Origin of the sequence: Providencia rettgeri (genome assembly GCF_041075285.1) — a bacterium.
GTDB lineage: Bacteria > Pseudomonadota > Gammaproteobacteria > Enterobacterales > Enterobacteriaceae > Providencia > Providencia rettgeri_G.
Window position 1 is genome coordinate 1,443,640 of sequence record NZ_CP163512.1, and the last position, 20,537, is coordinate 1,464,176.

Annotated in this window: 21 protein-coding genes; 8 read left to right on the forward strand and 13 right to left on the reverse strand. The window is 42.9% G+C overall.

All coding sequences use genetic code 11. The features are described 5' to 3' along the window. The first annotated feature begins 73 nt into the window (after positions 1 to 73). The 3 genes from cysB to AB6N04_RS06510 all read left to right on the forward strand — a co-directional run bounded on the left by cysB (position 74) and on the right by AB6N04_RS06510 (position 4,749). Positions 74 to 1,048 (forward strand): HTH-type transcriptional regulator CysB, encoded by a 975-nt coding sequence (cysB, locus tag AB6N04_RS06500; protein WP_369311077.1) that lies wholly within the window; start codon positions 74 to 76, stop codon positions 1,046 to 1,048. A 297-nt stretch (positions 1,049 to 1,345) separates the two neighbouring features. After that, positions 1,346 to 4,018 (forward strand): aconitate hydratase AcnA, encoded by a 2,673-nt coding sequence (gene acnA, locus AB6N04_RS06505; protein ID WP_369311078.1) that lies wholly within the window; start codon positions 1,346 to 1,348, stop codon positions 4,016 to 4,018. 287 nt (positions 4,019 to 4,305) lie between these two features. Next, positions 4,306 to 4,749 (forward strand): hypothetical protein, encoded by a 444-nt coding sequence (locus AB6N04_RS06510; protein ID WP_369311079.1) that lies wholly within the window; start codon positions 4,306 to 4,308, stop codon positions 4,747 to 4,749. A 109-nt stretch (positions 4,750 to 4,858) separates the two neighbouring features. On the opposite strand, the gene hemB is transcribed toward AB6N04_RS06510, so the two are convergent. Further along, positions 4,859 to 5,836 carry a porphobilinogen synthase gene (gene hemB / locus AB6N04_RS06515; protein ID WP_369311080.1) on the reverse strand — a complete coding sequence of 326 codons (978 nt, stop codon included), beginning with the start codon at positions 5,834 to 5,836 and terminating at the stop codon, positions 4,859 to 4,861. A 182-nt stretch (positions 5,837 to 6,018) separates the two neighbouring features. Next, the gene (ribA, locus tag AB6N04_RS06520; RefSeq protein WP_369312015.1) at positions 6,019 to 6,615 is read right to left on the reverse strand and encodes a GTP cyclohydrolase II; all 597 of its coding nucleotides are present in this window, start codon (positions 6,613 to 6,615) and stop codon (positions 6,019 to 6,021) included. Between the two features lie 229 nt (positions 6,616 to 6,844). Here ribA and AB6N04_RS06525 point away from each other — a divergent pair, with 229 nt between their 5' ends. The 5 genes from AB6N04_RS06525 (at position 6,845) to yciH (ending at position 10,305) form a co-directional block, all read left to right on the forward strand. Continuing rightward, entirely contained in the window at positions 6,845 to 7,579 is a 735-nt protein-coding gene (locus AB6N04_RS06525) for a phosphatase PAP2 family protein (protein ID WP_369311081.1), read from the forward strand. 132 nt (positions 7,580 to 7,711) lie between these two features. Next, positions 7,712 to 8,029, forward strand: coding sequence for a LapA family protein (locus tag AB6N04_RS06530; RefSeq protein ID WP_369311082.1), 318 nt, complete (start codon positions 7,712 to 7,714; stop codon positions 8,027 to 8,029). A 6-nt stretch (positions 8,030 to 8,035) separates the two neighbouring features. Next, complete coding sequence (gene lapB, locus AB6N04_RS06535) at positions 8,036 to 9,208, forward strand: lipopolysaccharide assembly protein LapB (RefSeq protein ID WP_369311083.1); 1,173 nt, start codon at positions 8,036 to 8,038, stop codon at positions 9,206 to 9,208. A gap of 45 nt (positions 9,209 to 9,253) precedes the next feature. Continuing rightward, positions 9,254 to 9,982: an orotidine-5'-phosphate decarboxylase gene (pyrF, locus tag AB6N04_RS06540; RefSeq protein ID WP_369311084.1), complete on the forward strand. Its 729-nt coding sequence runs from the start codon at positions 9,254 to 9,256 to the stop codon at positions 9,980 to 9,982. Beyond that, complete coding sequence (gene yciH / locus AB6N04_RS06545; protein ID WP_369311085.1) at positions 9,979 to 10,305, forward strand: stress response translation initiation inhibitor YciH; 327 nt, start codon at positions 9,979 to 9,981, stop codon at positions 10,303 to 10,305. The genes pyrF and yciH overlap by 4 nt, the downstream gene beginning before the upstream one ends. 55 nt (positions 10,306 to 10,360) lie before the next feature. Here the strand turns inward: yciH and nadS are convergent, their stop codons facing one another. The 11 genes from nadS to rsxA all read right to left on the reverse strand — a co-directional run bounded on the left by nadS (position 10,361) and on the right by rsxA (position 20,514). Beyond that, on the reverse strand, positions 10,361 to 10,645 hold the full coding sequence (nadS, locus tag AB6N04_RS06550) for a NadS family protein (protein ID WP_369311086.1): 285 nt from the start codon (positions 10,643 to 10,645) through the stop codon (positions 10,361 to 10,363). 1 nt (position 10,646) lies between these two features. Then, on the reverse strand, positions 10,647 to 10,979 hold the full coding sequence (locus AB6N04_RS06555; RefSeq protein ID WP_369311087.1) for a type II toxin-antitoxin system RelE/ParE family toxin: 333 nt from the start codon (positions 10,977 to 10,979) through the stop codon (positions 10,647 to 10,649). Between the two features lie 155 nt (positions 10,980 to 11,134). After that, positions 11,135 to 11,353, reverse strand: a complete 219-nt coding sequence (osmB, locus tag AB6N04_RS06560) for an osmotically-inducible lipoprotein OsmB (RefSeq protein ID WP_369311088.1) — start codon at positions 11,351 to 11,353, stop codon at positions 11,135 to 11,137. A gap of 365 nt (positions 11,354 to 11,718) precedes the next feature. After that, on the reverse strand, positions 11,719 to 13,662 hold the full coding sequence (locus tag AB6N04_RS06565; RefSeq protein ID WP_369311089.1) for an exoribonuclease II: 1,944 nt from the start codon (positions 13,660 to 13,662) through the stop codon (positions 11,719 to 11,721). Positions 13,663 to 13,794: 132 nt separating this feature from the next. Beyond that, complete coding sequence (gene nth, locus AB6N04_RS06570; protein WP_369311090.1) at positions 13,795 to 14,436, reverse strand: endonuclease III; 642 nt, start codon at positions 14,434 to 14,436, stop codon at positions 13,795 to 13,797. Between the two features lie 20 nt (positions 14,437 to 14,456). Next, positions 14,457 to 15,170: an electron transport complex subunit E gene (locus tag AB6N04_RS06575; RefSeq protein WP_369311091.1), complete on the reverse strand. Its 714-nt coding sequence runs from the start codon at positions 15,168 to 15,170 to the stop codon at positions 14,457 to 14,459. Continuing rightward, positions 15,170 to 15,799, reverse strand: coding sequence for an electron transport complex subunit RsxG (rsxG, locus tag AB6N04_RS06580; protein ID WP_369311092.1), 630 nt, complete (start codon positions 15,797 to 15,799; stop codon positions 15,170 to 15,172). Before rsxG ends, AB6N04_RS06575 begins: the two co-directional genes overlap by 1 nt. Before the next feature lie 9 nt (positions 15,800 to 15,808). Next, on the reverse strand, positions 15,809 to 16,888 hold the full coding sequence (gene rsxD / locus AB6N04_RS06585; RefSeq protein ID WP_369311093.1) for an electron transport complex subunit RsxD: 1,080 nt from the start codon (positions 16,886 to 16,888) through the stop codon (positions 15,809 to 15,811). A gap of 11 nt (positions 16,889 to 16,899) precedes the next feature. Then, positions 16,900 to 19,326 (reverse strand): electron transport complex subunit RsxC, encoded by a 2,427-nt coding sequence (rsxC, locus tag AB6N04_RS06590; protein WP_369311094.1) that lies wholly within the window; start codon positions 19,324 to 19,326, stop codon positions 16,900 to 16,902. Beyond that, positions 19,319 to 19,933, reverse strand: a complete 615-nt coding sequence (rsxB, locus tag AB6N04_RS06595) for an electron transport complex subunit RsxB (protein ID WP_369311095.1) — start codon at positions 19,931 to 19,933, stop codon at positions 19,319 to 19,321. The genes rsxC and rsxB overlap by 8 nt, the downstream gene beginning before the upstream one ends. Then, the gene (gene rsxA / locus AB6N04_RS06600) at positions 19,933 to 20,514 is read right to left on the reverse strand and encodes an electron transport complex subunit RsxA (RefSeq protein ID WP_369311096.1); all 582 of its coding nucleotides are present in this window, start codon (positions 20,512 to 20,514) and stop codon (positions 19,933 to 19,935) included. The genes rsxB and rsxA overlap by 1 nt, the downstream gene beginning before the upstream one ends. Between the last annotated feature and the right edge of the window lie 23 nt (positions 20,515 to 20,537).

Below are 20,537 nucleotides of genomic sequence, written 5' to 3' on the forward strand. Positions count from 1 at the left end.
TAATTTTTGGTTATAACTAATGTTTTTTAGCTATAGCGACTATATCGTGATCCAGTAAGGGGTAGGCAGAAATATGAAATTGCAGCAATTACGTTATATTGTTGAAGTCGTTAATCATGATTTAAATGTCTCCTCAACCGCGGAGGGGCTGTTTACTTCGCAACCGGGTATTAGTAAGCAAGTGCGGATGCTGGAAGATGAACTAGGTATTCAAATTTTTGCACGCAGTGGCAAACATTTAACTCATGTGACACCTGCGGGTGAAGAAGTTATACGTATTTCAAGAGAAGTGCTGTCGAAAATAGAAGCAATACGTTCAGTTGCGGGGGAGCACACCTATCCTGATCGTGGTACGTTAAACATTGCCACTACTCACACGCAAGCTCGCTATGCGCTACCGCCAGTGATCAAAGGCTTTATTGAACGTTATCCTCATGTGTCTTTACATATGCAACAAGGTACGCCAACTCAAATAGCGGAAGAAGTATGCAAAGGTAACAGTGATTTTGCAATCGCCACAGAAGCGCTTCACTTGTATAGCGATCTGATCATGTTGCCATGCTACCACTGGAACCGCTGTGTGGTGGTGCCGAAAGACCACCCATTGGCAGCGAAAAAGAATGTGACAATCGAAGATATTGCAGAATATCAAATTGTGACTTATACCCATGGGTTTACAGGGCGTTCTGAGCTGGATGTTGCTTTCCAAAAAATAGGTCTTGAGCCGAAGATTATTTTTACGGCAACTGATGCGGATGTCATTAAAACTTACGTTAGGTTGGGGCTTGGTATTGGTATTATCGCTAGCATGGCGGTTGATGCAGTAAATGATACTGACCTTGTTGTTATTGATATGCGTGATAAATTTAGCTATAGCACCACCAAAATAGGCTTTAAACGGACCAGTTTCCTACGCAGCTATATGTATGATTTTCTATGGCGTTTTGCGCCACACCTCACTCGGGATGTGGTAGATAAGGCGATTGCAATCCGTAATAATGATGAAATTGAAGCGTTTTTTAAAGATATTCAGTTACCTATCATTTAAATTACTTATTTTCGCTATGTGGTAGCCATATCATTCTGAATGGCTACCAGCGATGATGGCAGCTTCTTGCACATCTAAACTTCAAAATCAGTTCAGTATCTAAGTTTTTTATTATCATTCGCGCTTATTCTTTCCCTTCTTATCTTAAATTTCCTATGATGAATAGGTGGAAATTTCAAATTTGGCACAAAATCTATAAATCAATTTTTTAAAGCAACTATGATTACAATTGGTTAACAAAAAATAATGGCGGTAAATAAACATTATTGCCATAGCCATAAAAACCAAGGAGGAGTTATGTCGTTGAGTCTAAAAACATCGAGTGCCTCAACACTCGCTGTCGGAAACAAGCAGTATAATTACTTCAGTTTGGCACTTGCCGCGAAAAAAATCGGTGATGGTTCAAAGCTGCCAAAATCACTCAAAGTGCTACTCGAAAACCTCTTACGTCATATGGATGGCACTTCAGTTGTTGAACAAGACCTACAAGCAATTATTGATTGGCAAAAAAATGCGCATGCAGATAGGGAAATCGCCTATCGTCCCGCCCGTGTATTAATGCAGGATTTTACCGGGGTTCCCGCCGTTGTTGATCTTGCCGCAATGCGTGAAGCCGTAAAATCGTTAGGGGGGAATGTCAATCAAGTCAACCCATTGTCACCGGTTGATCTGGTGATTGACCATTCGGTAATGGTTGATGAATTTGCGACACAATCTGCGTTTGACGAAAACGTGGAAATTGAAATGGAACGTAACCACGAGCGCTATTTATTTCTGCGTTGGGGACAAAAAGCGTTTAATCGATTCCAAGTAGTGCCGCCAGGAACAGGGATTTGCCATCAGGTTAACTTAGAATACCTCGGAAAAGCCGTTTGGTATGAAGAGGTTGACGGCAAATTATATGCTTACCCAGATACACTCGTGGGGACTGATTCCCATACTACGATGATCAACGGCTTAGGTGTGCTGGGTTGGGGAGTTGGTGGCATAGAGGCTGAAGCGGCAATGTTAGGTCAGCCTGTATCTATGTTGATCCCTGATGTGGTTGGCTTCAAATTAACGGGTAAATTATCTGAAGGTATTACGGCAACCGACCTTGTTTTAACTGTCACACAAATGCTGCGTAAGCACGGTGTTGTGGGGAAATTTGTCGAATTTTATGGTGATGGTCTGGCGGACTTACCTCTAGCTGACCGAGCAACCATTGCCAACATGTCACCTGAATATGGTGCCACCTGTGGTTTCTTTCCAATAGATGATATTACGTTATCCTATTTGCGACTAACAGGGCGTAGTGATGAGGAAGTGGCGCTGGTGGAAGCTTATAGTAAAGCGCAGGGTTTATGGCGTCATACGGGTGATGAGCCTATCTTTACCAGTACCTTAGAATTAGATATGTCGACAGTTGAGTCTAGTCTTGCAGGGCCAAAACGACCACAAGATAGGGTTGAACTGAGTCAAGTTCCTAAGGCGTTCCGTAGCGCAGTTGAACTTGAGGTAAATAAACAAGATAAAAATGCGCACCTTGAGGTGAAATATCAAAATAAAACCTTTGAGCTCACTGATGGTGCCGTTGTGATTGCGGCGATCACCTCATGTACCAATACTTCAAACCCAAGTGTCTTGATGGCAGCTGGGTTATTGGCGAAAAACGCAGTTGAAAAAGGCTTATCTCGTCAACCATGGGTTAAAACATCGCTTGCACCTGGCTCGAAAGTGGTTACCGACTATCTCGCAGTTGCAGGGTTAACACCGTACTTAGATAAACTGGGCTTTAATCTAGTTGGTTATGGGTGCACAACCTGTATCGGTAACTCAGGTCCATTACCTGAACCGATAGAAGCCGCGATTAAAAAAGCTGACTTAACTGTGGGGGCCGTGCTTTCTGGTAACCGAAATTTTGAAGGACGAATTCATCCTCTGGTAAAAACTAACTGGCTGGCATCTCCACCACTGGTTGTTGCGTATGCCCTTGCGGGAAATATGAATATTAACCTAAAAAATGAACCACTAGGTGTGGATAAACAAGGTAATGATGTTTATCTCAAAGATATTTGGCCAACAAGTGCTGAAATCGCCCAAGCAGTGCAACAAGTTAAAACGGACATGTTCCGCAAGGAATACAATGCCGTGTTTGAAGGTAATGAGGCGTGGCGTGCCCTTGAGGTTGAAAGCTCACCAACTTATCAATGGCAAGGCGATTCAACCTATATTCGTCATCCACCTTTCTTTGAAGGTATGAAAGCACAGCCTGCGCCTGTTGAAGATATTCATGGTGCCAATATTTTGGCTATCCTTGGGGATTCCGTCACCACTGATCACATTTCCCCAGCGGGGAATATCAAAAAAGATAGCCCCGCAGGGCGTTACCTTCAAGAGCATGGCGTTGCTGTTGCGGATTTTAACTCTTACGGTTCTCGCCGTGGTAACCACGAAGTGATGATGCGAGGTACTTTTGCGAATATTCGTATTCGTAATGAAATGGTGCCAGGCGTTGAAGGTGGTTATACCTTGCATATTCCAACGGGGCAGCAAATGGCAATTTATGACGCTGCAATGTTATATCAGCAAGAAAAACGCCCATTAGCGATTATTGCTGGTAAGGAATACGGTTCAGGTTCGAGCCGCGATTGGGCTGCAAAGGGAACCAATCTCTTAGGTGTTCGCGTTGTTATTGCTGAATCTTATGAGCGCATACACCGTTCAAACTTAATTGGTATGGGGGTTGTACCTTTAGAGTTTAAACCGGGAATGACACGTAAAACCTTGGGATTAAAAGGGGATGAGCGTATTGATGTGGTTGGTCTACAATCATTAACACCCGGGCAAGATTTGAAGGTAACAATCACCTATGGAAACGGTGAGGTCAAAGAGATAACCACTCGCTGTCGTATTGATACAGGTACGGAAATGGAGTACTACCGCCATGGTGGTATCTTGCATTATGTCATCCGACAGATGCTTCATTAAGTTGCGTTAACTATAAAAACGTCTGTTTGGTTGCCCAGCAGACGTTTTTTTTATAATTGTTATCTTATTTCTTAATCTTGTTTTTTCTCAATATTTTAGATGTAGATCTACGTTATGGTATCAGGTAGATGGTTAAATATAGGAGATAAAACCATTCTTTATCCTGTTTTATTTAGGGTGAAGTTCGCCATAAATCAGTTTCTTTGTTTGAATTAAAATTCATGTAATGAATTTGGGACCCGCTAAGTTTTAGTTAATTTACCGAAAACAACGTAAAGGAAATATATATGGCAGATATCAATGAAACCGATTTTTATAAAGGGGCATTGTGGGCAGCAGATATCTTATTAACAACATCTCATTTTGATGGCTCAAATGAAGAAGTTCGCGATATTTTAGAGCATATTCCTAATTTGTATTCCATTGTAATGAGAACACCTGAAACGGAAGTTCACGATCTACGTCTTTATGCAGACAAAGAATTCCCACTTGGCTTAAATGCGGATTACACCGCGATCACCATTGCACCATTAAAAGATTATTTTGATATTGTGCCCATGCCGGATCAAAACCCAGAGAGTATTACTTTTGAGGTTGAATTTTGGGGGGTTGTGGCAAAAACAACAGCGGGTAAAGACGATTTATTAATTGCAGGACTCCCTTCCGCAGAAGTCGCGCAACATTATGCGAAAACATTAACGCAACAACTTGAAATTCAGCGTGGAAAATAACCTATCGATTCATTTTAGGACTTTTCGAGTTTATTAATTAAGCAAAATGCCAAAAAACCGCGATACTGTATTTATATCCAGTATTGCGGTTTGTTTTTGATGTAAAAAATTATAGAACCTTATTTTCAGCCAGTTGTAAGGCAAAATAAGTAAAGATAAGATCAGCCCCTGCGCGTTTAATTGAACCTAACGTTTCTAGTGCAACGCGAGTTTCATCAATCGCACCTGCTTGTGCCGCAAATTTAATCTGTGCATATTCACCGCTGACTTGATACGCCCCAATAGGTAATTGCGTGTGTTCACGTAAATCACGAATTATATCGAGATAAGCGCCAGCGGGTTTGATCATTAGCGCATCCGCACCTTCACGTTCGTCAATTAGTGACTCATGAAGGGCTTCGCGGCGATTCATCGGGTTCATTTGGTAAGTTTTTCGGTCACCTTTTAAACATGAACCCGCGGCATCACGAAATGGGCCATACAGCGCAGAAGCAAATTTTGTTGAATACGACATGATAGCGGTGTCAGTGAATCCGGCTTCATCAAGCGCGTGACGAATGGCCGCAACTTGACCATCCATTGCCGCAGATGGTGCAATAAAATCTGCTCCAGCACGGGCGGCAGCAACAGCTTGTAAGCCTAAATTGTGAATAGTGGCATCATTATCAACGACATGGTTATGTAACACACCGCAATGACCATGGGAAGTGTACTCACAAAAACAGGTATCTGACATCACAATCATTTCAGGCACGGTGTCTTTACAGATGCGTGACATACGAGCCACTAGACCGTTTTCTTGCCATGCATCGCTACCATTATCATCAAGGTGATGGGAAACACCAAACGTCATGACCGACTTAATCCCTGCGTTCGCAATACGTTCAATCTCATAGGCTAAACGCTTTTCAGGAATACGCATAACACCTGGCATGCTATTGATTGGCATATAATCGTCGAGTTCTTCTTCAACAAAAATGGGCAAGCAAAGGTCATTAATCGACAGATGAGTTTCTTGGAATAAAGTGCGGAGTTTTTCAGTTTTACGCAGTCTTCTCATGCGTTGAATAGAATGCAGGTTGTTCACAATATCTCCTTGTAGTTTGATGAATAAACAAAAGATATAGGTTATTCACCAAAGTCATAATATTGGCAACAGTATAAACCTTATAGAAAGAAAGTGAATATAACCATCAAGAAATGGCACACATTGAATGGCGATTAAAAAGAAAAGGGAAGAGCGCAGGCACTCTTCCTTAGTGGCACAGCTTACTGATGTTTAAACAGCATGTGACCCATTTTCTGTGCTTTAATATCCAAATAATGCGCATTACTTGGATTTCGTCCCACAATTAGAGGTACACGCTCAACAACATTGATGCCTGCTTCGCGCATAATATCGATTTTTTTCGGGTTATTCGTCAGTAAGCGTACTTCGTTGACCCCCAATAATTTGTACATATCAGAGCACAGGGTAAAATCACGCTCATCCGCTTTAAAACCAAGTTTAAGATTAGCTTCAACAGTATCTAAACCTTGGTCTTGCAACGCATATGCACGAATTTTATTTAACAAGCCAATATTGCGACCTTCTTGACGATGGTAAAGCAATACCCCGCGGCCCTCTTTACTAATTTGAGAAAGTGCGGCTTCTAATTGGAAACCGCAATCGCAACGTAGGCTAAATAGCGCATCACCAGTTAAACATTCGGAGTGAATACGACTGAGAACGGGGGTATCCCCAGAAATGTCGCCAAAAATTAACGCGACATGGTCATGACCCGTTGCAATTTCCTCAAAACCCACCATCAGAAACTCACCAAAAGGTGTTGGGAGTTTTGCTTGAGCAACACGTTTTAGCTGCATATTTTCATTCATTAGTTAAAGTAACTCTGCTTAATGTAATAACGTAAATCGATATAATGAACGCTAAGTAATAATATATCGATACTATATGACGTTTTGCATATAGAGGCTGATAATCTTTGCACACGACCAGCGCTGTATTACTATAACAGAGTTAACCGTGAGTGAATGGAATATTTCTTTATAAGGCGCAATATAGGGCGCAATTAATATTTATGGAATATATTGAATGAGAAAGACTATTTTAGTCGTCAGCTTGTTTGCTATTTTATTAGTACTGCCACCGATGGCTATACTCATTTCTGGGTGGCAATGGGCACCTGAAAACCAGTTTAACTCAATGAAATGGTTATTATGGCTGACAAATACAGCTGGTGCACCATACAGTATTATAACCTCATTAGTACTCATTGGTATTATTCTATTCAGATTGCGTGCAGAAAAAAGCGTTGCATTGAAGGTAACAATTGTTGTTATTTGCGCTTTGCTACTGCAACAAGGGACTAAAACATTGCTTAAAAGTCACTTTCAAGAACCGCGACCTTATGTGGTTTGGCTCGAAGAGCAATACGATGTGACGCATTCGGATTTTTATGAATTAACACGGGCTGCTCGCGCCAAGCTAATTAAAACGGTGGTTAAATACCATGAAGATATTGCTAAGTGGCAACGAAAACACTGGCAAGCAGAAACGGGGTATTCATTCCCTTCAGGGCATATGCTCTTTGCCGCAGGCTGGGCACTGCTGTTTATTGCCTTTTTTTGGCAAAGAGGCTCTTACGTTCTTTGTATTGGTTTAGCACTTTGGGCGGAAGGGATTGCATTTAGTCGAATGTTGCTAGGCATGCATTGGCCAATAGATGTCATTACGTCGGTATTGATTAGTGCAATTTTTGCCATTTTAGCGTATGGACTATTTTTGTGTTTTGTGCGGCACAAAAGTCGGTTGATCTTTCGTCAATAGAGTGATTGTTACGGCAAATCGTGTGAATTTTCTGATTTGTATAAAATAAATTGCTTTGTCTGGATGCGCTGGAAATGCTACCTTATCAGGTAGATATTATTGAATGGATAAGAACTGATAACGGGAACAAATGTGAAATATTTTCTGATTTTATTACTGGCGGTCGCATTTTTTATTATTTCGATTACGCTGGGTTCAAGCAATGATCAGGTTATTACATTTAACTACCTGATTGCAAAAGGGGAGTTCTCTTTATCAACCCTTCTTGCATCACTTTTTGGTGTCGGTTTTGTGCTGGGTTGGCTTGTTTGTGCGGCATTTTATTTACGCACGTTTGTCAGCCTGAAAAATGCACGTCGTAAAATTAGACGTTTAGAATCACAATTAGGTGCTGGAGAAAGTAATATTTCTGACTCAACCTCATTAGTGACGACTCAGAACAAGGAATAATCCTGTATGTTCGAGTTGCTGTTTCTGTTGCTTCCAGTTGCTGCCGCTTATGGGTGGTATATGGGGCGCAGAAGTGCTCAACAAGATAAGCAGCAGCACGCCAATCGCTTGTCCCGTGATTATGTGACAGGCGTGAATTTCCTTTTGTCAAATCAACAAGATAAAGCGGTTGATTTGTTTTTAGATATGCTTAAAAACTATGATAGTTCTGCATTTGAAGCACATCTTACTCTAGGTAATCTGTTTCGTTCTCGTGGTGAAGTCGAACGTGCTATTCGTATCCACCAATCGCTGGTGGAAAGTGCCTCACTGTCCTTCGAACAACGTCTACTCGCAACTCAACAACTCGGTCGTGATTATATGGCCGCAGGGGTGTACGATCGCGCCGAAAATATGTTCCAACAACTGACTGATGAAGTCGACTTCAAACAAAGTGCATTGCAGTCCTTGTTGAATATTTATCAGCTAACCAGTGAGTGGACAAAAGCTATCGATGTGGCAGGTAAATTGGTTAAGCTAGGGCATAATGAGCTTCGTGAGCAAATTGCTCATTTTTATTGTGAGTTAGCCACACAACAGTTGGCGAGCGATGACCTCGATGACGCACAAAACTTATTAAATAAAGCGGAACAAGCAGATAAAAATTGTGCGCGTGTTTCGATTATGAAAGGTCGTATTTTTATTGAGCAAGGCGCTGATGAGAAAGCCATTCAAGTTTTAAAGCAAGTGTATGAGCAAGATAGAGAATTGGTCACTGAAACGCTACCACTGCTTCATGATTGCTATCAACGTACAGGTCAATTGGATGCATGGGAAGATTACTTGCGCCAATGTGTGGCGGGTAATTCAGGGGCCATTGCAGAACTTTATCTGGCAGATATTATTGTTGAAAAACAAAACCATGAGGCGGCTGCAAGTTATATTAATGACCAAATTCAGCGCCACCCAACCATGCGGTTGTTTTACCGTTTAATGGATTACCATCTTGAAGAAGCTGAAGAAGGTCGTGCTAAAGAGAGCTTAATTTTGCTCCGTAAAATGGTAGGGGAGCAAATTCGCACGAAGCCTGATTATCGTTGCCACAAATGTGGTTTTACTTCTCGTTCGTTATATTGGCACTGCCCATCTTGTCGCTCTTGGGATACGATCAAACCCATTCGTGGCTTAGATGGTCAGTGACAGCGTCACTTTTTTACCTTATAACTACTCATTAAAGGCTATAAAATGATTTCCTCAACTGAGAACCAGACACTTTCGCCAATCATTGTGGCACTCGACTATGAAGATGCCAATGCCGCACTGGCGTTTGTTGACAGCATTCCCCCTAATAGCTGCCGTCTTAAAGTGGGCAAAGAAATGTTCACATTTAATGGTCCTCAATTTGTCAAATCACTCCATGATCGTGGTTTTGATATTTTTCTCGATTTAAAATTTCATGATATCCCAAATACGGTTGCCCGTGCAGTAGCCGCTTCAGCTGAAATGGGCGTTTGGATGGTGAATGTTCACGCGGGCGGTGGTGCTCGTATGATGACAGCAGCTCGCCAAGCCCTTGACGTTTATGGTAAAGATGCGCCTTTATTAACCGCAGTTACAGTTCTAACTAGCATGGACAAGGCAGACTTAGAAGGCGTGGGTATTCAAGATTCACCGGCCGTACACGCGGAGAGACTGGCACGGCTAGCCAAACAATGTGGTCTTGATGGCGTTGTCTGTTCGGCTCATGAAGCGCAGCATTTAAAAAGCGTTTGTGGTGCTGATTTTAAATTGGTGACACCGGGTATTCGTCCTGAAGGTAGTGATGTGGGTGACCAGCGCCGTATTATGACACCACAAAATGCACTCAAAGCAGGGGTTGATTATATGGTGATTGGGCGTCCTATCACGCGCAGTGAAAATCCAGCATTAACATTACAGCAAATTAACCAATCTATTCAGGGTATTGTTGTATGAGTAATTCAAACAGCCGCCTAGTCTATAGCACGGATGTTGGGCGCATTGATGAAGAAAAACCAACGATAGAAAGACCAAAAGGTGATGGCATTGTCAGAATTCGCCGTGAAACCTCAGGTCGTAAAGGTAAGGGCGTGAGTGTTGTCACAGGGCTCGACCTTGATGATACCGAACTCACTAAGCTTGCCGCAGAATTGAAAAAGAAATGTGGTTGTGGTGGTGCTGTAAAGGATGGAAATATTGAAATTCAAGGAGATAAGCGAGATATTATCAAACAACTCCTTGAAGCAAAAGGTATGCAAGTTAAATTAGCGGGTGGCTGATAGCTGCAATTCAAGAGAAAGCGGTGACAATAGAATTAATCACCGCTTTTTATGCTTAAATCGCAGCGAGCTCTTTGAACAGCTCAGGGTTTCTTTTAATTGCCACTAACACTTTGGCGGCTAACCCGGTTGGGTTACGCCTTTTTAACTCCCAACTTTTAATCGTATCAACGCTGGTACCTAATGCGTTAGCCAGTTCACTCTGTGAGACATTAAGTTGCTCTCGGATCGCTTTCACATCTGCCACTTCATAGCGGGTGACTTTTGCGGCTTTTTTAATGCCGTTTTTGATTTCAATCGCTTCTTCTAAAGAGGCTTTTAATTCATTGAACATACTCATTTTATACCTCTCCTTTAAGTATTTTTGTTAGTTTCTTTAACGCGGCTTTTTCTTCATCAGTGAGTGTGTCTTTTTCATTTTTAGAATAAGCCATTATAAAATAGATGATTTCTTTAGTAGCTAAAAAATAAATCACCCTTACACTGCCACTTTTCCCCTGATTACCTACAGCCACTCTAATCTTACGTAGCCCACCCGTTCCCTGGATGAGGTCACCTTTATCTGGCCATGCGATCAGTTGATTCTGTAGTACTCTAAGTTCTTCAGCTGTTGCAATGGTTTGTATCTGTTTGGTGAAAAAAGTGGTTTCAATAAATTCAATGGCATGACTCATCGGGCTCCCTCCCTAAAATTGACCTTTAGAGTGTACTTTGTACACTAAAAAAGTCAATAGCTGTTTGCGATAAGATTACGATGAGGGCATTGAAAATAAATAGCGCCAAGGAACTGGCACTATTTATAGAAATAGAGGGGGTGAAAAATAGTGGGCTACTTACCGATTTGGTGACCAATGATCCCGCCAACGGCTGCACCGCCCACGGTACCGATTGAGCTACCTCCTGTAAGTACAGCACCACCTACTGCACCTACACCTGCACCAATCGCCGTGTTCTTATCGCGCTTAGACATATTGGAACACGCACTCACGCTAATAGCGACGGTTGTGATAACGATAAATGACAAAATGCGTTTGTTAACAGTATTCATTTTTTAATCCTTAGCACGTATTAAACAAATTATAAGCTACCATGGTAGGTAAATTTACGAATAAGAATAATCAGGAAAAAATAACGAATAGCGGGTAAAACTTAACGTTAAATGCGAATTAATCACTGCTTAATAGATTATAGGCGAAGAAAAGAGCATAGGCATAGGTTTATGAATTCAGATGACTGACCAACATAAAAAATTTGGTGGTAGGTTGGATAGGTTTTGAAAATAAACAAGGAAAATCAAAGAATTAATTTTTGCCTAATAATACAAAGTGGGAAAAACAGGTTTTTATCCCACGTTGTCAACAACCTAAGACCATAAGCATAAGCTAATGGTCTTATAAGGGGAGTATAACAATATTATTCTGCGGGGCGAGCGACAATATTACGTGTTTCCATGCGAACCTCTGCAATGGTAACGTTAATAATATCATTGAGCTGATAAGCTTTCTCACCTTTAATCAGAACGCTACCCGTCTCTTGGCTACACTGAATTTCATCACGAACACTGTGAAAGAATGGGGCAGGAACAAATGCTACTGCGCCGTTATCCACGAGGCGCACACGCACTCCGCCACGGGTGATATCAATAATTTCCGCTGGGAATTTCGTATCAGTGCCTTCGAAGGGTTTTAAATAGCGTGAATAGAGCCAGTCACTCACATCGCGCTCAGCCATACGGTTTGCACGGCGGCGTTCTGCCAATTTAATGGAAAGCGCTTCAGTAGGTTTATTCGTTGAAGGTTTACCCGCAATGATGGATTTCAACAGTCGATGATTAACGATATCGGTGTATTTACGAATTGGCGATGTCCATGTTGCGTAAGCATCAAAGCCAAGACCATAATGAGGCCCTGGATCCGCTTTAACTTCCGCAAAAGTTTGGTAACGACGAATTCGGCTATCTAAAAATTGGGTTGGTTGCGCATCAAGTTTGCGGCGCAATTGACGGAAACCTTCTAAGGTTAATAGCGATTCTGCTGTCGTTTCAATACCATTATCCTTTAAGGTTTGAACAACTTGGTCAATTTGCAACGGCTCAAACCCCATATGCACATTGAAAACGCCAAAGCCTAATTTTTCTTTGAGTACACTGGCCGCACAAAGATTAGCCGTGATCATCGCTTCTTCAACAATGCGGTTAGAACTGCGGCGACTCTCGGAAACGATATCAATAACATCGCCTTTATCATCTAGTACAAAACGGTAATCAGGACGATCTTTAAACACTAATGCATTGGCTTCACGCCACTGTAGGCGTTTATCAGCCATTTCTTTTAACAGTAAAATTTGTTGCTTATCCGTTTCATTTGCCGGTTGCCAATTACCAGTTTCCTCAAGCCAATCAGAGACTTCATCATAAACTAATTTGGTTTTCGACTCGACCCACGCACTGAAAAATTCAATTTTACTATCAAGACTACCATCCCCATTAATTTGCGTTACACAAACTATCGCAGGGCGGCGTTCATTTGGTCGCAGGGAACAGAGGTCATCTGATAATTTACGCGGTAACATTGGAATGTTGAAGCCGGGCAAATAGTTAGTATAAGAGCGAGCAAGAGCTAATTTATCTAACTCGCTACCTTCACGGATATAACTGGTTGGGTCAGCGATAGCGATAAATAATTTGAGGTTACCTTCTGCGGTTCTTTCAATATACAGTGCATCGTCCATGTCTTCTGTACTTGCACTATCTATGGTTACAAAATGTAAACCAGTTAAATCAACGCGTTCAACACCTTGATCATCACGTTCACTTTCAACCATTTGGGGTTCATCACGGTCTAATTGGTGACGGCGTAACGTTACCCACCATGGTGCGAAATGGTCGTCGCCTTCTGTGATGTATTCGGTGATATCGGCATAAAAATTTTTATCACCTTTTAAGGGATGGCGACGCATCTGAGCAACAACCCAATCGTCTTGCTTAAATTCGTGGGTAATACCATTCACGGGGCGACATAAAATCATGTCTTTTAATAAAGGGTGGTCAGGAATGACAAATAAACGATTATCGTTTTCTTTTTTTTGAATTTGGCCGACAAATCTATCTAAAAAGGGCTCAACAAGTTCTTCAGGCTCTGCAAATTCACGGTCTTTATCCGTGTGTAGCGCGGCGATAATACGGTCACCGTGCATCACTTTTTTCATTTGCGGAGGCGGGATAAAATAACTTTTTTGTCCATCGACCTCTAAAAAGCCAAAGCCTTTTTCAGTACTTTTTACCAACCCTTCAACACGTGGTGTTTGGGCATGTAATGTTTGTTTAAGTTGTGCGAGCAGGGGGTTGTCTTGAAACATACTTACCGTTTTATTAAGTTTGAGTTTGCTCTATTGTTACGTAAGACAAAGTCTTAGAGCAAGGAAAAAATGCGTTGTGCTTATGATCAGTACGATGACCTATCTTTTTTGTCATCAAAAGCACGATATAAATTAATCTTCTGGGTAGACTTTGTCTTTAAATTCACAGAGATCCTCAATAATACAGGAACCACAACGCGGTTTACGTGCAATGCAAGTATAACGGCCATGGAGGATAAACCAATGATGGCAATCAACTTTAAATTCAGCAGGGACGACTTTCAGTAGTTTTTCTTCGACGGCAACAACGTCTTTTCCTGGGGCGAAATTGGTGCGGTTGCAGACGCGAAATATATGGGTATCAACGGCGATGGTTGGCCAACCAAAAGCAGTATTGAGAACGACATTAGCGGTTTTACGACCGACACCAGGCAGTGCTTCGAGGGCTTCACGGTTTTCTGGAACCTGACTATTGTGTTTTTCTATCAGTATCTTGCAGGTTTTATAAATGCTTTCTGCTTTGGTATTAAATAAGCCAATAGTTTTGATGTACTCTTTGATGCCATCTACGCCCAATGCCATGATTGTTTCTGGTGTGTTTGCCACAGGATAAAGCTTTGCTGTGGCTTTATTCACACTGACATCCGTTGCTTGAGCCGATAATAATACCGAGATTAACAGCTCAAACGGGGAGCTAAATTCTAGCTCCGTCGTTGGGTGAGGGTTGTTATCGCGTAGGCGAGTTAAAATTTCTATACGTTTTGATTTATTCATTGCTTACATTAATGGGTTTATTAAGAAAGATGACCGCCACAACCTTGTTGTTTTTCATATTCACGAACGGGATGATGCTCGCTTTTTAGGGCTGCTCTTTTTTTCATTTTTTCATCAATTAAATATTTTGCTGCTAATAACAAGGCAAGGCCAATAAAGGCACCTGGTGGTAGCATAGCGAGTAAAAATGGAGAATCAAGGTGAATAACTTCAATACGTAATGAGGTTGCCCATGAGCCTAACAGTAAATCAGCACCATCAAATAAGGTACCGTTACCGAGAATTTCACGGATTGAGCCTAAAACAAATAATGTTGCAGTTGCCCCTAAGCCCATCGCTAAGCCATCTAATGCAGATAACGAAACGGGATTACGAGATGCGTAAGCCTCGGCACGACCGATTACAATGCAGTTAGTCACAATCAAGGGGATAAAAATCCCAAGTGACTCATATAAACCAAAGGCATAAGCGTTGATCAACATTTGTACCGCACTGACTACGGATGCAATGATCATTACGTAAATGGGAATACGTATTTCGGATGGCACCCAACGGCGGAGGGCAGAAACAGCAACATTGGTACAAATCAACACCAACGTTGTTGCGAGGCCGAGTCCGAGCGCATTGGTTGCTGTTGAAGAAACAGCCAGTAGGGGGCAGAGCCCGAGCAGTTGTACCAAGGCAGAGTTATTTTTCCATAACCCTTGTACTAAGAGATCTTTAGATTCACTCATTATTCTTCCCCACAGCTTGGGTAATTTACTAATTGTTGCGGAACAGTTTGCATAAAAATTGCCGTGCGTTTTGTTGCATTGACCACGGCTCTTGGGGTGATAGTCGCCCCCGTGAACTGGTCAAACTCCCCACCATCTTTTTTTACGGCCCATTTCGGATCATTTGGCGATTCAATTTTCTTCCCGCTTAAATGGGTGATCCAATCTGAAATACGTGTTTCAATTTTATCCCCAAGTCCAGGGGTTTCATGGTGTTCAGTAACACGGACACCTAAAACCGTGCCATTAAAATCGGCCCCTACTAACAAGTGGATTGCACCTGAGTAGCCATCGAGTGCGGTAGTTTCCAAAGCGGCAGCAACGGGATTACCATTTTTGCGGGCAATATATAAACGCCGAGGTTGTTTATTGCCTAAAATAGCTTCGTTAGTGACCAGATAACATTCTTTGGTTAAGTCGTTATCATAGAGGGTATTGGGTATAACTTGGTCAAGCAATTTTTTCTGCACAATGGCCGCTTGTTCAGCAATAATATCTTTCGTTAAAGTATAGACCACCGCACTTAGTGCAGTCGTTCCCGCAGCAAAAATGGCAAGGATAGTCCCATGGCGTCGCATCGTTTTTAACATGTTGGCTCCTTATTTATGCCCATATGCACGCGGTTGAGTGTAATAATCAATGAGCGGCACAGTAATATTTGCCAGCAACACGGCGAAGGCAACAGCATCAGGATAACCGCCATAAACGCGGATCACCCACACTAAGAAACCAATAATGACACCAAAAATAATACGACCTTTTGGTGTGGTTGAAGCGGTAACAGGGTCGGTTGCAATAAAGAATGCACCTAACATCGTTGCACCTGACAATAAATGAACTAACGGCGGTGCATAGCGGCTATCATCAATTAAGTAACTGAGTATGGCGAAAACAGCCAATGTACCGATGAAAGACAACGGAATGTGCCAGCTAATAATACGGCGGTTAATCATAATTAACCCCCCAATAAGATAGGCGATATTCACCCATTGCCAGCCAATTCCAGCCAATGCACCTTGCAAAATAGGTTGTTGTAACACATCTGAAATAGGGTGAGTCAATAAGCCCGTTTTAAAGCTATCTAGGGGGGTGGCTTGGCTCATACCATCGATGCCTGTCCGTAGCTGATCGAGCGTCACCCCAGAAGAAGTATGCCCACTAAAGATCACTGACAAACTATCGATAGCAGAAATCGGCATATTTTGCAGTTCTTGTGGTGGCAACCAGTTTGTCATATGCACAGGAAATGATATCAGTAATACAACATAACCAACCATTGCTGGGTTAAATGGGTTTTGACCCAATCCACCATAACATTGTTTCGCAATGGTAATGGCGAAGAATGTTCCTAATACAATTAGCCACCAGGGTGATAATGGTGGCAGACTGATCCCAAGCAATAGGGCGGTGACAATAGCGGAGTTATCCTTAAGCACGGGGACAACAGGTAGCTTACGTAGGCGTATGGAAACCGCTTCGGTCACAACGGCAGTGATCATTGCTAAAGCAATTTGATAAAGTGTACCAATACCGAAAAAATAAGTTTGTGCGGTAATACCAGGGATAGCAGCAAGAAGTACCCAAAACATCACTAAACTGGTGCTTTGTTTATTATGAGTAAATGGTGCACTGGCAATTTTTAGTCGGCGATTTTTCGTATCAATTGGCCTAAATTTCATTTCGTTATCACTTACTCAGTTGTCGTTTGTTCATTGAGCTTTTCAGCTTGTTTTGCTTTGACTCGGGCAATGGCTGCGGCGACGGCAATTTTACGAGGATCGGTTTCCTCTTCAATTGGTTGTTCAGCCGCTGGCGATAGCTCGTCTAGTGCAGCTTGCGCTTGCGCGGCTTTTTTGGCTTTTGCTCGGGCGATAGCGGCCGCGACAGCCGCTTTGCGCGGGTCGATTTGCGCTTCAGGTTGGGCTTCAACCACAGGTTCTGTTGGCGCTTGCGCGGCTTTTTTGGCTTTTGCACGAGCAATAGCGGCCGCAACAGCCGCTTTGCGCGGGTCGATTTGCGCTTCAGTTTGGGCTTTAGCCACAGACTCTATTGGCGCTTGCGTGGCTTTTTTGGCTTTTGCACGAGCAATAGCGGCCGCGACAGCTGCTTTGCGCGGGTCGATTTGCGCTTCAGGTTGGGCTTCAACCACAGGTTCTGTTGACGCTTGTGCGGCTTTTTTGGCTTTTGCACGAGCGATAGCGGCCGCGACAGCCGCTTTGCGCGGGTCGATTTGCGCTTCAGGTTGGGCTTCAACCACAGGCTCTATTGGCGCTTGTGCGGCTTTTTTGGCTTTTGCTCGGGCGATAGCGGCCGCAACAGCTGCTTTGCGCGGGTCGATTTGCGCTTCAGGTTGGGCTTCAGCCACAGGTTCTGTTGGCGCTTGCGCGGCTTTTTTGGCTTTTGCGCGAGCAATAGCGGCCGCGACAGCTGCTTTGCGAGGATCCTCATCAGCATCGCTAATAGTTGGACTAACCTGCTGATTAGCCAGTTTTTCAGCTTGTTTGGCGCGTGCTTGTGCTTTGCGTGCTTCACGAGCGGCGATAACGGCACTGTTATCAGGCAGCTCGCCAGAAATAATTTTAATTGGTTGCTGGTTTGCTGCTTGTTTTGCTTTCACGCGGGCTAATGCGGCATTCACAGTATCTTTATCCGCACTTTCAACCTGAACAGCGGCTTTCTTATGGCGTTCTTCACGTGCAAGCTTCTCACGTTCCATCCGCTGCTGTTTCGCTTCAAAACGCAGCTTCGCTTCTGCTGCGCGGCGCTCTTCTTGCGCGATTTGACGAATTTCTGCTTTTTCTTGGCGATAATATTGCACCAAAGGAATGTTACTTGGGCACACATAGGCACAGGCCCCACATTCGATACAATCGAACAAATTGTGTTTCTGCGCTTTTTCGTGCTCATCACCTTTACTGAACCAATAAAGTTGTTGTGGCAATAAGCCTGCCGGACAGGCATCAACACATAACCCACAGCGAATACAAGCTTCTTCAAGCGTTTTTGGTCCCATCTCTTCTATTGTTGGTACCAAAAGGCAATTACAAATTTTAACGACGGGCACATTAAGATCGGGTAGGGTAAAGCCCATCAATGGCCCGCCCATAATCACCATTTGTTCAGGCTCAGGATTAAAACCTGACAGTTGTAATAAGTGTTTTACTGGGGTGCCTAAACGTGTCCAGAAATTACCCGGTTGGGAAATGGCCTCTCCGGTTACAGTCACAACACGCTCAATCAGCGGTTGTCCATCAATCACTGCGCGTTTAATTGCAACAACAGTACCTACGTTTTGCATCAACACACCAATTTGCGATGAACGCGCCCCAGAAGGCACTTCTTTACCAGTTAAAATTTTCGTCAGTTGCTTTGCCCCACCAGAAGGGTATTTGGTTGGGATCACTCTGACGATAATTTTTGAGTCTTGTTTGGTTAACGCGTTATTCAAGGCTTGGATAGCTTCTGGTTTGTTATCTTCAATGCCTATCAATACTTGATCTGGGTTTAATAAATGTTGTAATACTCGGCAGCCTTCAATCACTTCTTGGGCATGCTCTTGCATTAACCTATCATCAGCGGTGATATACGGTTCACATTCAGCTGCATTAATAATTAGCGTTTTAATCGCATCTCTACCACCGGCTAATTTAGAGGCAGTTGGAAAACCTGCGCCACCTAAACCGGCAATTCCAGCCTGCTCAATTTTGTGTAGTAATTCAGGTTTGGTTAGCTGTTGATAATCAGGAACCGGCGCTAATGGGCACCAAGTATCTTTACCATCAGATTGAATACGGACACATAATTCTTTTAAACCAGACGGGTGTGCGGTCACCATAGGTTCAATAGCAATAATTGTGCCCGAAGTAGATGCGTGAACAGGCACCGTTCGGCCAAGACCGCGGGTTAATGGTTGCCCTTTAAGAACAGGATCACCAACTTGAACAATAAGCTCCCCTTCAGGGCCTAAATGTTGTTGTAATGGGATGATCAGTTCGTCAGGCACCGTTGCTGTTCGCATTGGTGTGCGGCTAGATTGTAATTTCATTTCAGGTGGATGAATACCACCATCAAAATCCCAGATATTGTCTTTTTTCAACCAGTTAAATAGCTTAAGCATGGGAGTTCTCCCTTACTTTCATCACAGGTTGTTCAATCGTTTCTATAGAAATATTTTTAACAGGGATCGTATTTAAATCCCATTTCCAATTGGCAGTTGTCGTTTTCACTGGCACAAGTTCAATACAGTCAGTTGGGCAAGGGGCAACACACAAGTCGCATCCGGTGCATAAATCTTCAATCACGGTATGCATTGCCCGTGTCGCTCCCACAATAGCGTCAACAGGGCAAGCTTGGATGCACTTTGTGCAGCCAATACAATTCTCTTCATCGATAATTGCGACCTTACGTACAGGGTTTTGTGCCGCCTCATCCCCATCAATCGGTTGTGGGTCGACATTAAGCAGTTCAGCTATTTTTAGCATAACCTGTTCGCCACCTGGCGCACATTTGTTGATCATCTCCCCATTATTGGCAACAGCTTCAGCATAAGGGCGACAGCCCGGGTAACTACATTGACCACATTGGCTTTGCGGTAAAATAGCTTCAACTTGCTCGACGATAGGGTCAGCTTCTACTTTAAAACGTAACGAGGCGTAGCCTAAGATCAGGCCAAAAATTAAGCCAAAGACGGCTAAGATACCGATGGCAATCCATACAGACATCATTAGAATTTCACCAAACCACTAAAGCCCATAAATGCGAGGGACATCAGCCCCGCAGTGATCAGGCCAATTGAAGAACCACGAAAAGGGGCAGGGACATTAGCAACAGCAAGTCGTTCACGAATAGCTGCAAATAGTACCATGACAAGGGAGAAGCCAATTGCCGCACCAAAGCCATATACAGCGGATTGTAGGAATGAATGAGACATATTAATGTTCAGCAATGCCACACCTAATACCGCACAGTTTGTTGTAATAAGAGGTAAAAAAATACCTAATAATCGATATAGGGTAGGGCTTGTTTTTCTCACAACCATTTCTGTAAATTGCACGACCACCGCGATCGCAAGAATAAAACTGAGTGTGCGCAAATAAAGCAGGTCAAGGGGAACAAGGATCAACGTATCAATTAGCCATGAAGCGATAGAGGCCAATGTCATTACAAATGTAGTCGCTAATCCCATGCCTATGGCGGGTTCGAGTTTTTTCGACACCCCCATAAATGGGCATAAACCGAGGAATTTAACAAGCACGAAGTTGTTAACCAGCACCGTACCAATAAAGAGTAATAGATAATCAGTCATGCTATTGCCTGAAATGGAAATAT

What these genes read in the sequence shown, in the direction of transcription:
- cysB (WP_369311077.1), top strand. Translation starts at nt 74, where the DNA reads ATGAAATTGCAGCAATTACGTTATATTGTTGAAGTCGTTAATCATGAT.
- acnA (WP_369311078.1), top strand. Translation starts at nt 1,346, where the DNA reads ATGTCGTTGAGTCTAAAAACATCGAGTGCCTCAACACTCGCTGTCGGA.
- AB6N04_RS06510 (WP_369311079.1), top strand. Translation starts at nt 4,306, where the DNA reads ATGGCAGATATCAATGAAACCGATTTTTATAAAGGGGCATTGTGGGCA.
- ribA (WP_369312015.1), bottom strand. Translation starts at nt 6,615, where the DNA reads ATGCAGCTAAAACGTGTTGCTCAAGCAAAACTCCCAACACCTTTTGGT.
- AB6N04_RS06525 (WP_369311081.1), top strand. Translation starts at nt 6,845, where the DNA reads ATGAGAAAGACTATTTTAGTCGTCAGCTTGTTTGCTATTTTATTAGTA.
- lapB (WP_369311083.1), top strand. Translation starts at nt 8,036, where the DNA reads ATGTTCGAGTTGCTGTTTCTGTTGCTTCCAGTTGCTGCCGCTTATGGG.
- pyrF (WP_369311084.1), top strand. Translation starts at nt 9,254, where the DNA reads ATGATTTCCTCAACTGAGAACCAGACACTTTCGCCAATCATTGTGGCA.
- yciH (WP_369311085.1), top strand. Translation starts at nt 9,979, where the DNA reads ATGAGTAATTCAAACAGCCGCCTAGTCTATAGCACGGATGTTGGGCGC.
- nadS (WP_369311086.1), bottom strand. Translation starts at nt 10,645, where the DNA reads ATGAGTATGTTCAATGAATTAAAAGCCTCTTTAGAAGAAGCGATTGAA.
- AB6N04_RS06555 (WP_369311087.1), bottom strand. Translation starts at nt 10,979, where the DNA reads ATGAGTCATGCCATTGAATTTATTGAAACCACTTTTTTCACCAAACAG.
- osmB (WP_369311088.1), bottom strand. Translation starts at nt 11,353, where the DNA reads ATGAATACTGTTAACAAACGCATTTTGTCATTTATCGTTATCACAACC.
- AB6N04_RS06565 (WP_369311089.1), bottom strand. Translation starts at nt 13,662, where the DNA reads ATGTTTCAAGACAACCCCCTGCTCGCACAACTTAAACAAACATTACAT.
- nth (WP_369311090.1), bottom strand. Translation starts at nt 14,436, where the DNA reads ATGAATAAATCAAAACGTATAGAAATTTTAACTCGCCTACGCGATAAC.
- AB6N04_RS06575 (WP_369311091.1), bottom strand. Translation starts at nt 15,170, where the DNA reads ATGAGTGAATCTAAAGATCTCTTAGTACAAGGGTTATGGAAAAATAAC.
- rsxG (WP_369311092.1), bottom strand. Translation starts at nt 15,799, where the DNA reads ATGTTAAAAACGATGCGACGCCATGGGACTATCCTTGCCATTTTTGCT.
- rsxD (WP_369311093.1), bottom strand. Translation starts at nt 16,888, where the DNA reads ATGAAATTTAGGCCAATTGATACGAAAAATCGCCGACTAAAAATTGCC.
- rsxC (WP_369311094.1), bottom strand. Translation starts at nt 19,326, where the DNA reads ATGCTTAAGCTATTTAACTGGTTGAAAAAAGACAATATCTGGGATTTT.
- rsxB (WP_369311095.1), bottom strand. Translation starts at nt 19,933, where the DNA reads ATGATGTCTGTATGGATTGCCATCGGTATCTTAGCCGTCTTTGGCTTA.
- rsxA (WP_369311096.1), bottom strand. Translation starts at nt 20,514, where the DNA reads ATGACTGATTATCTATTACTCTTTATTGGTACGGTGCTGGTTAACAAC.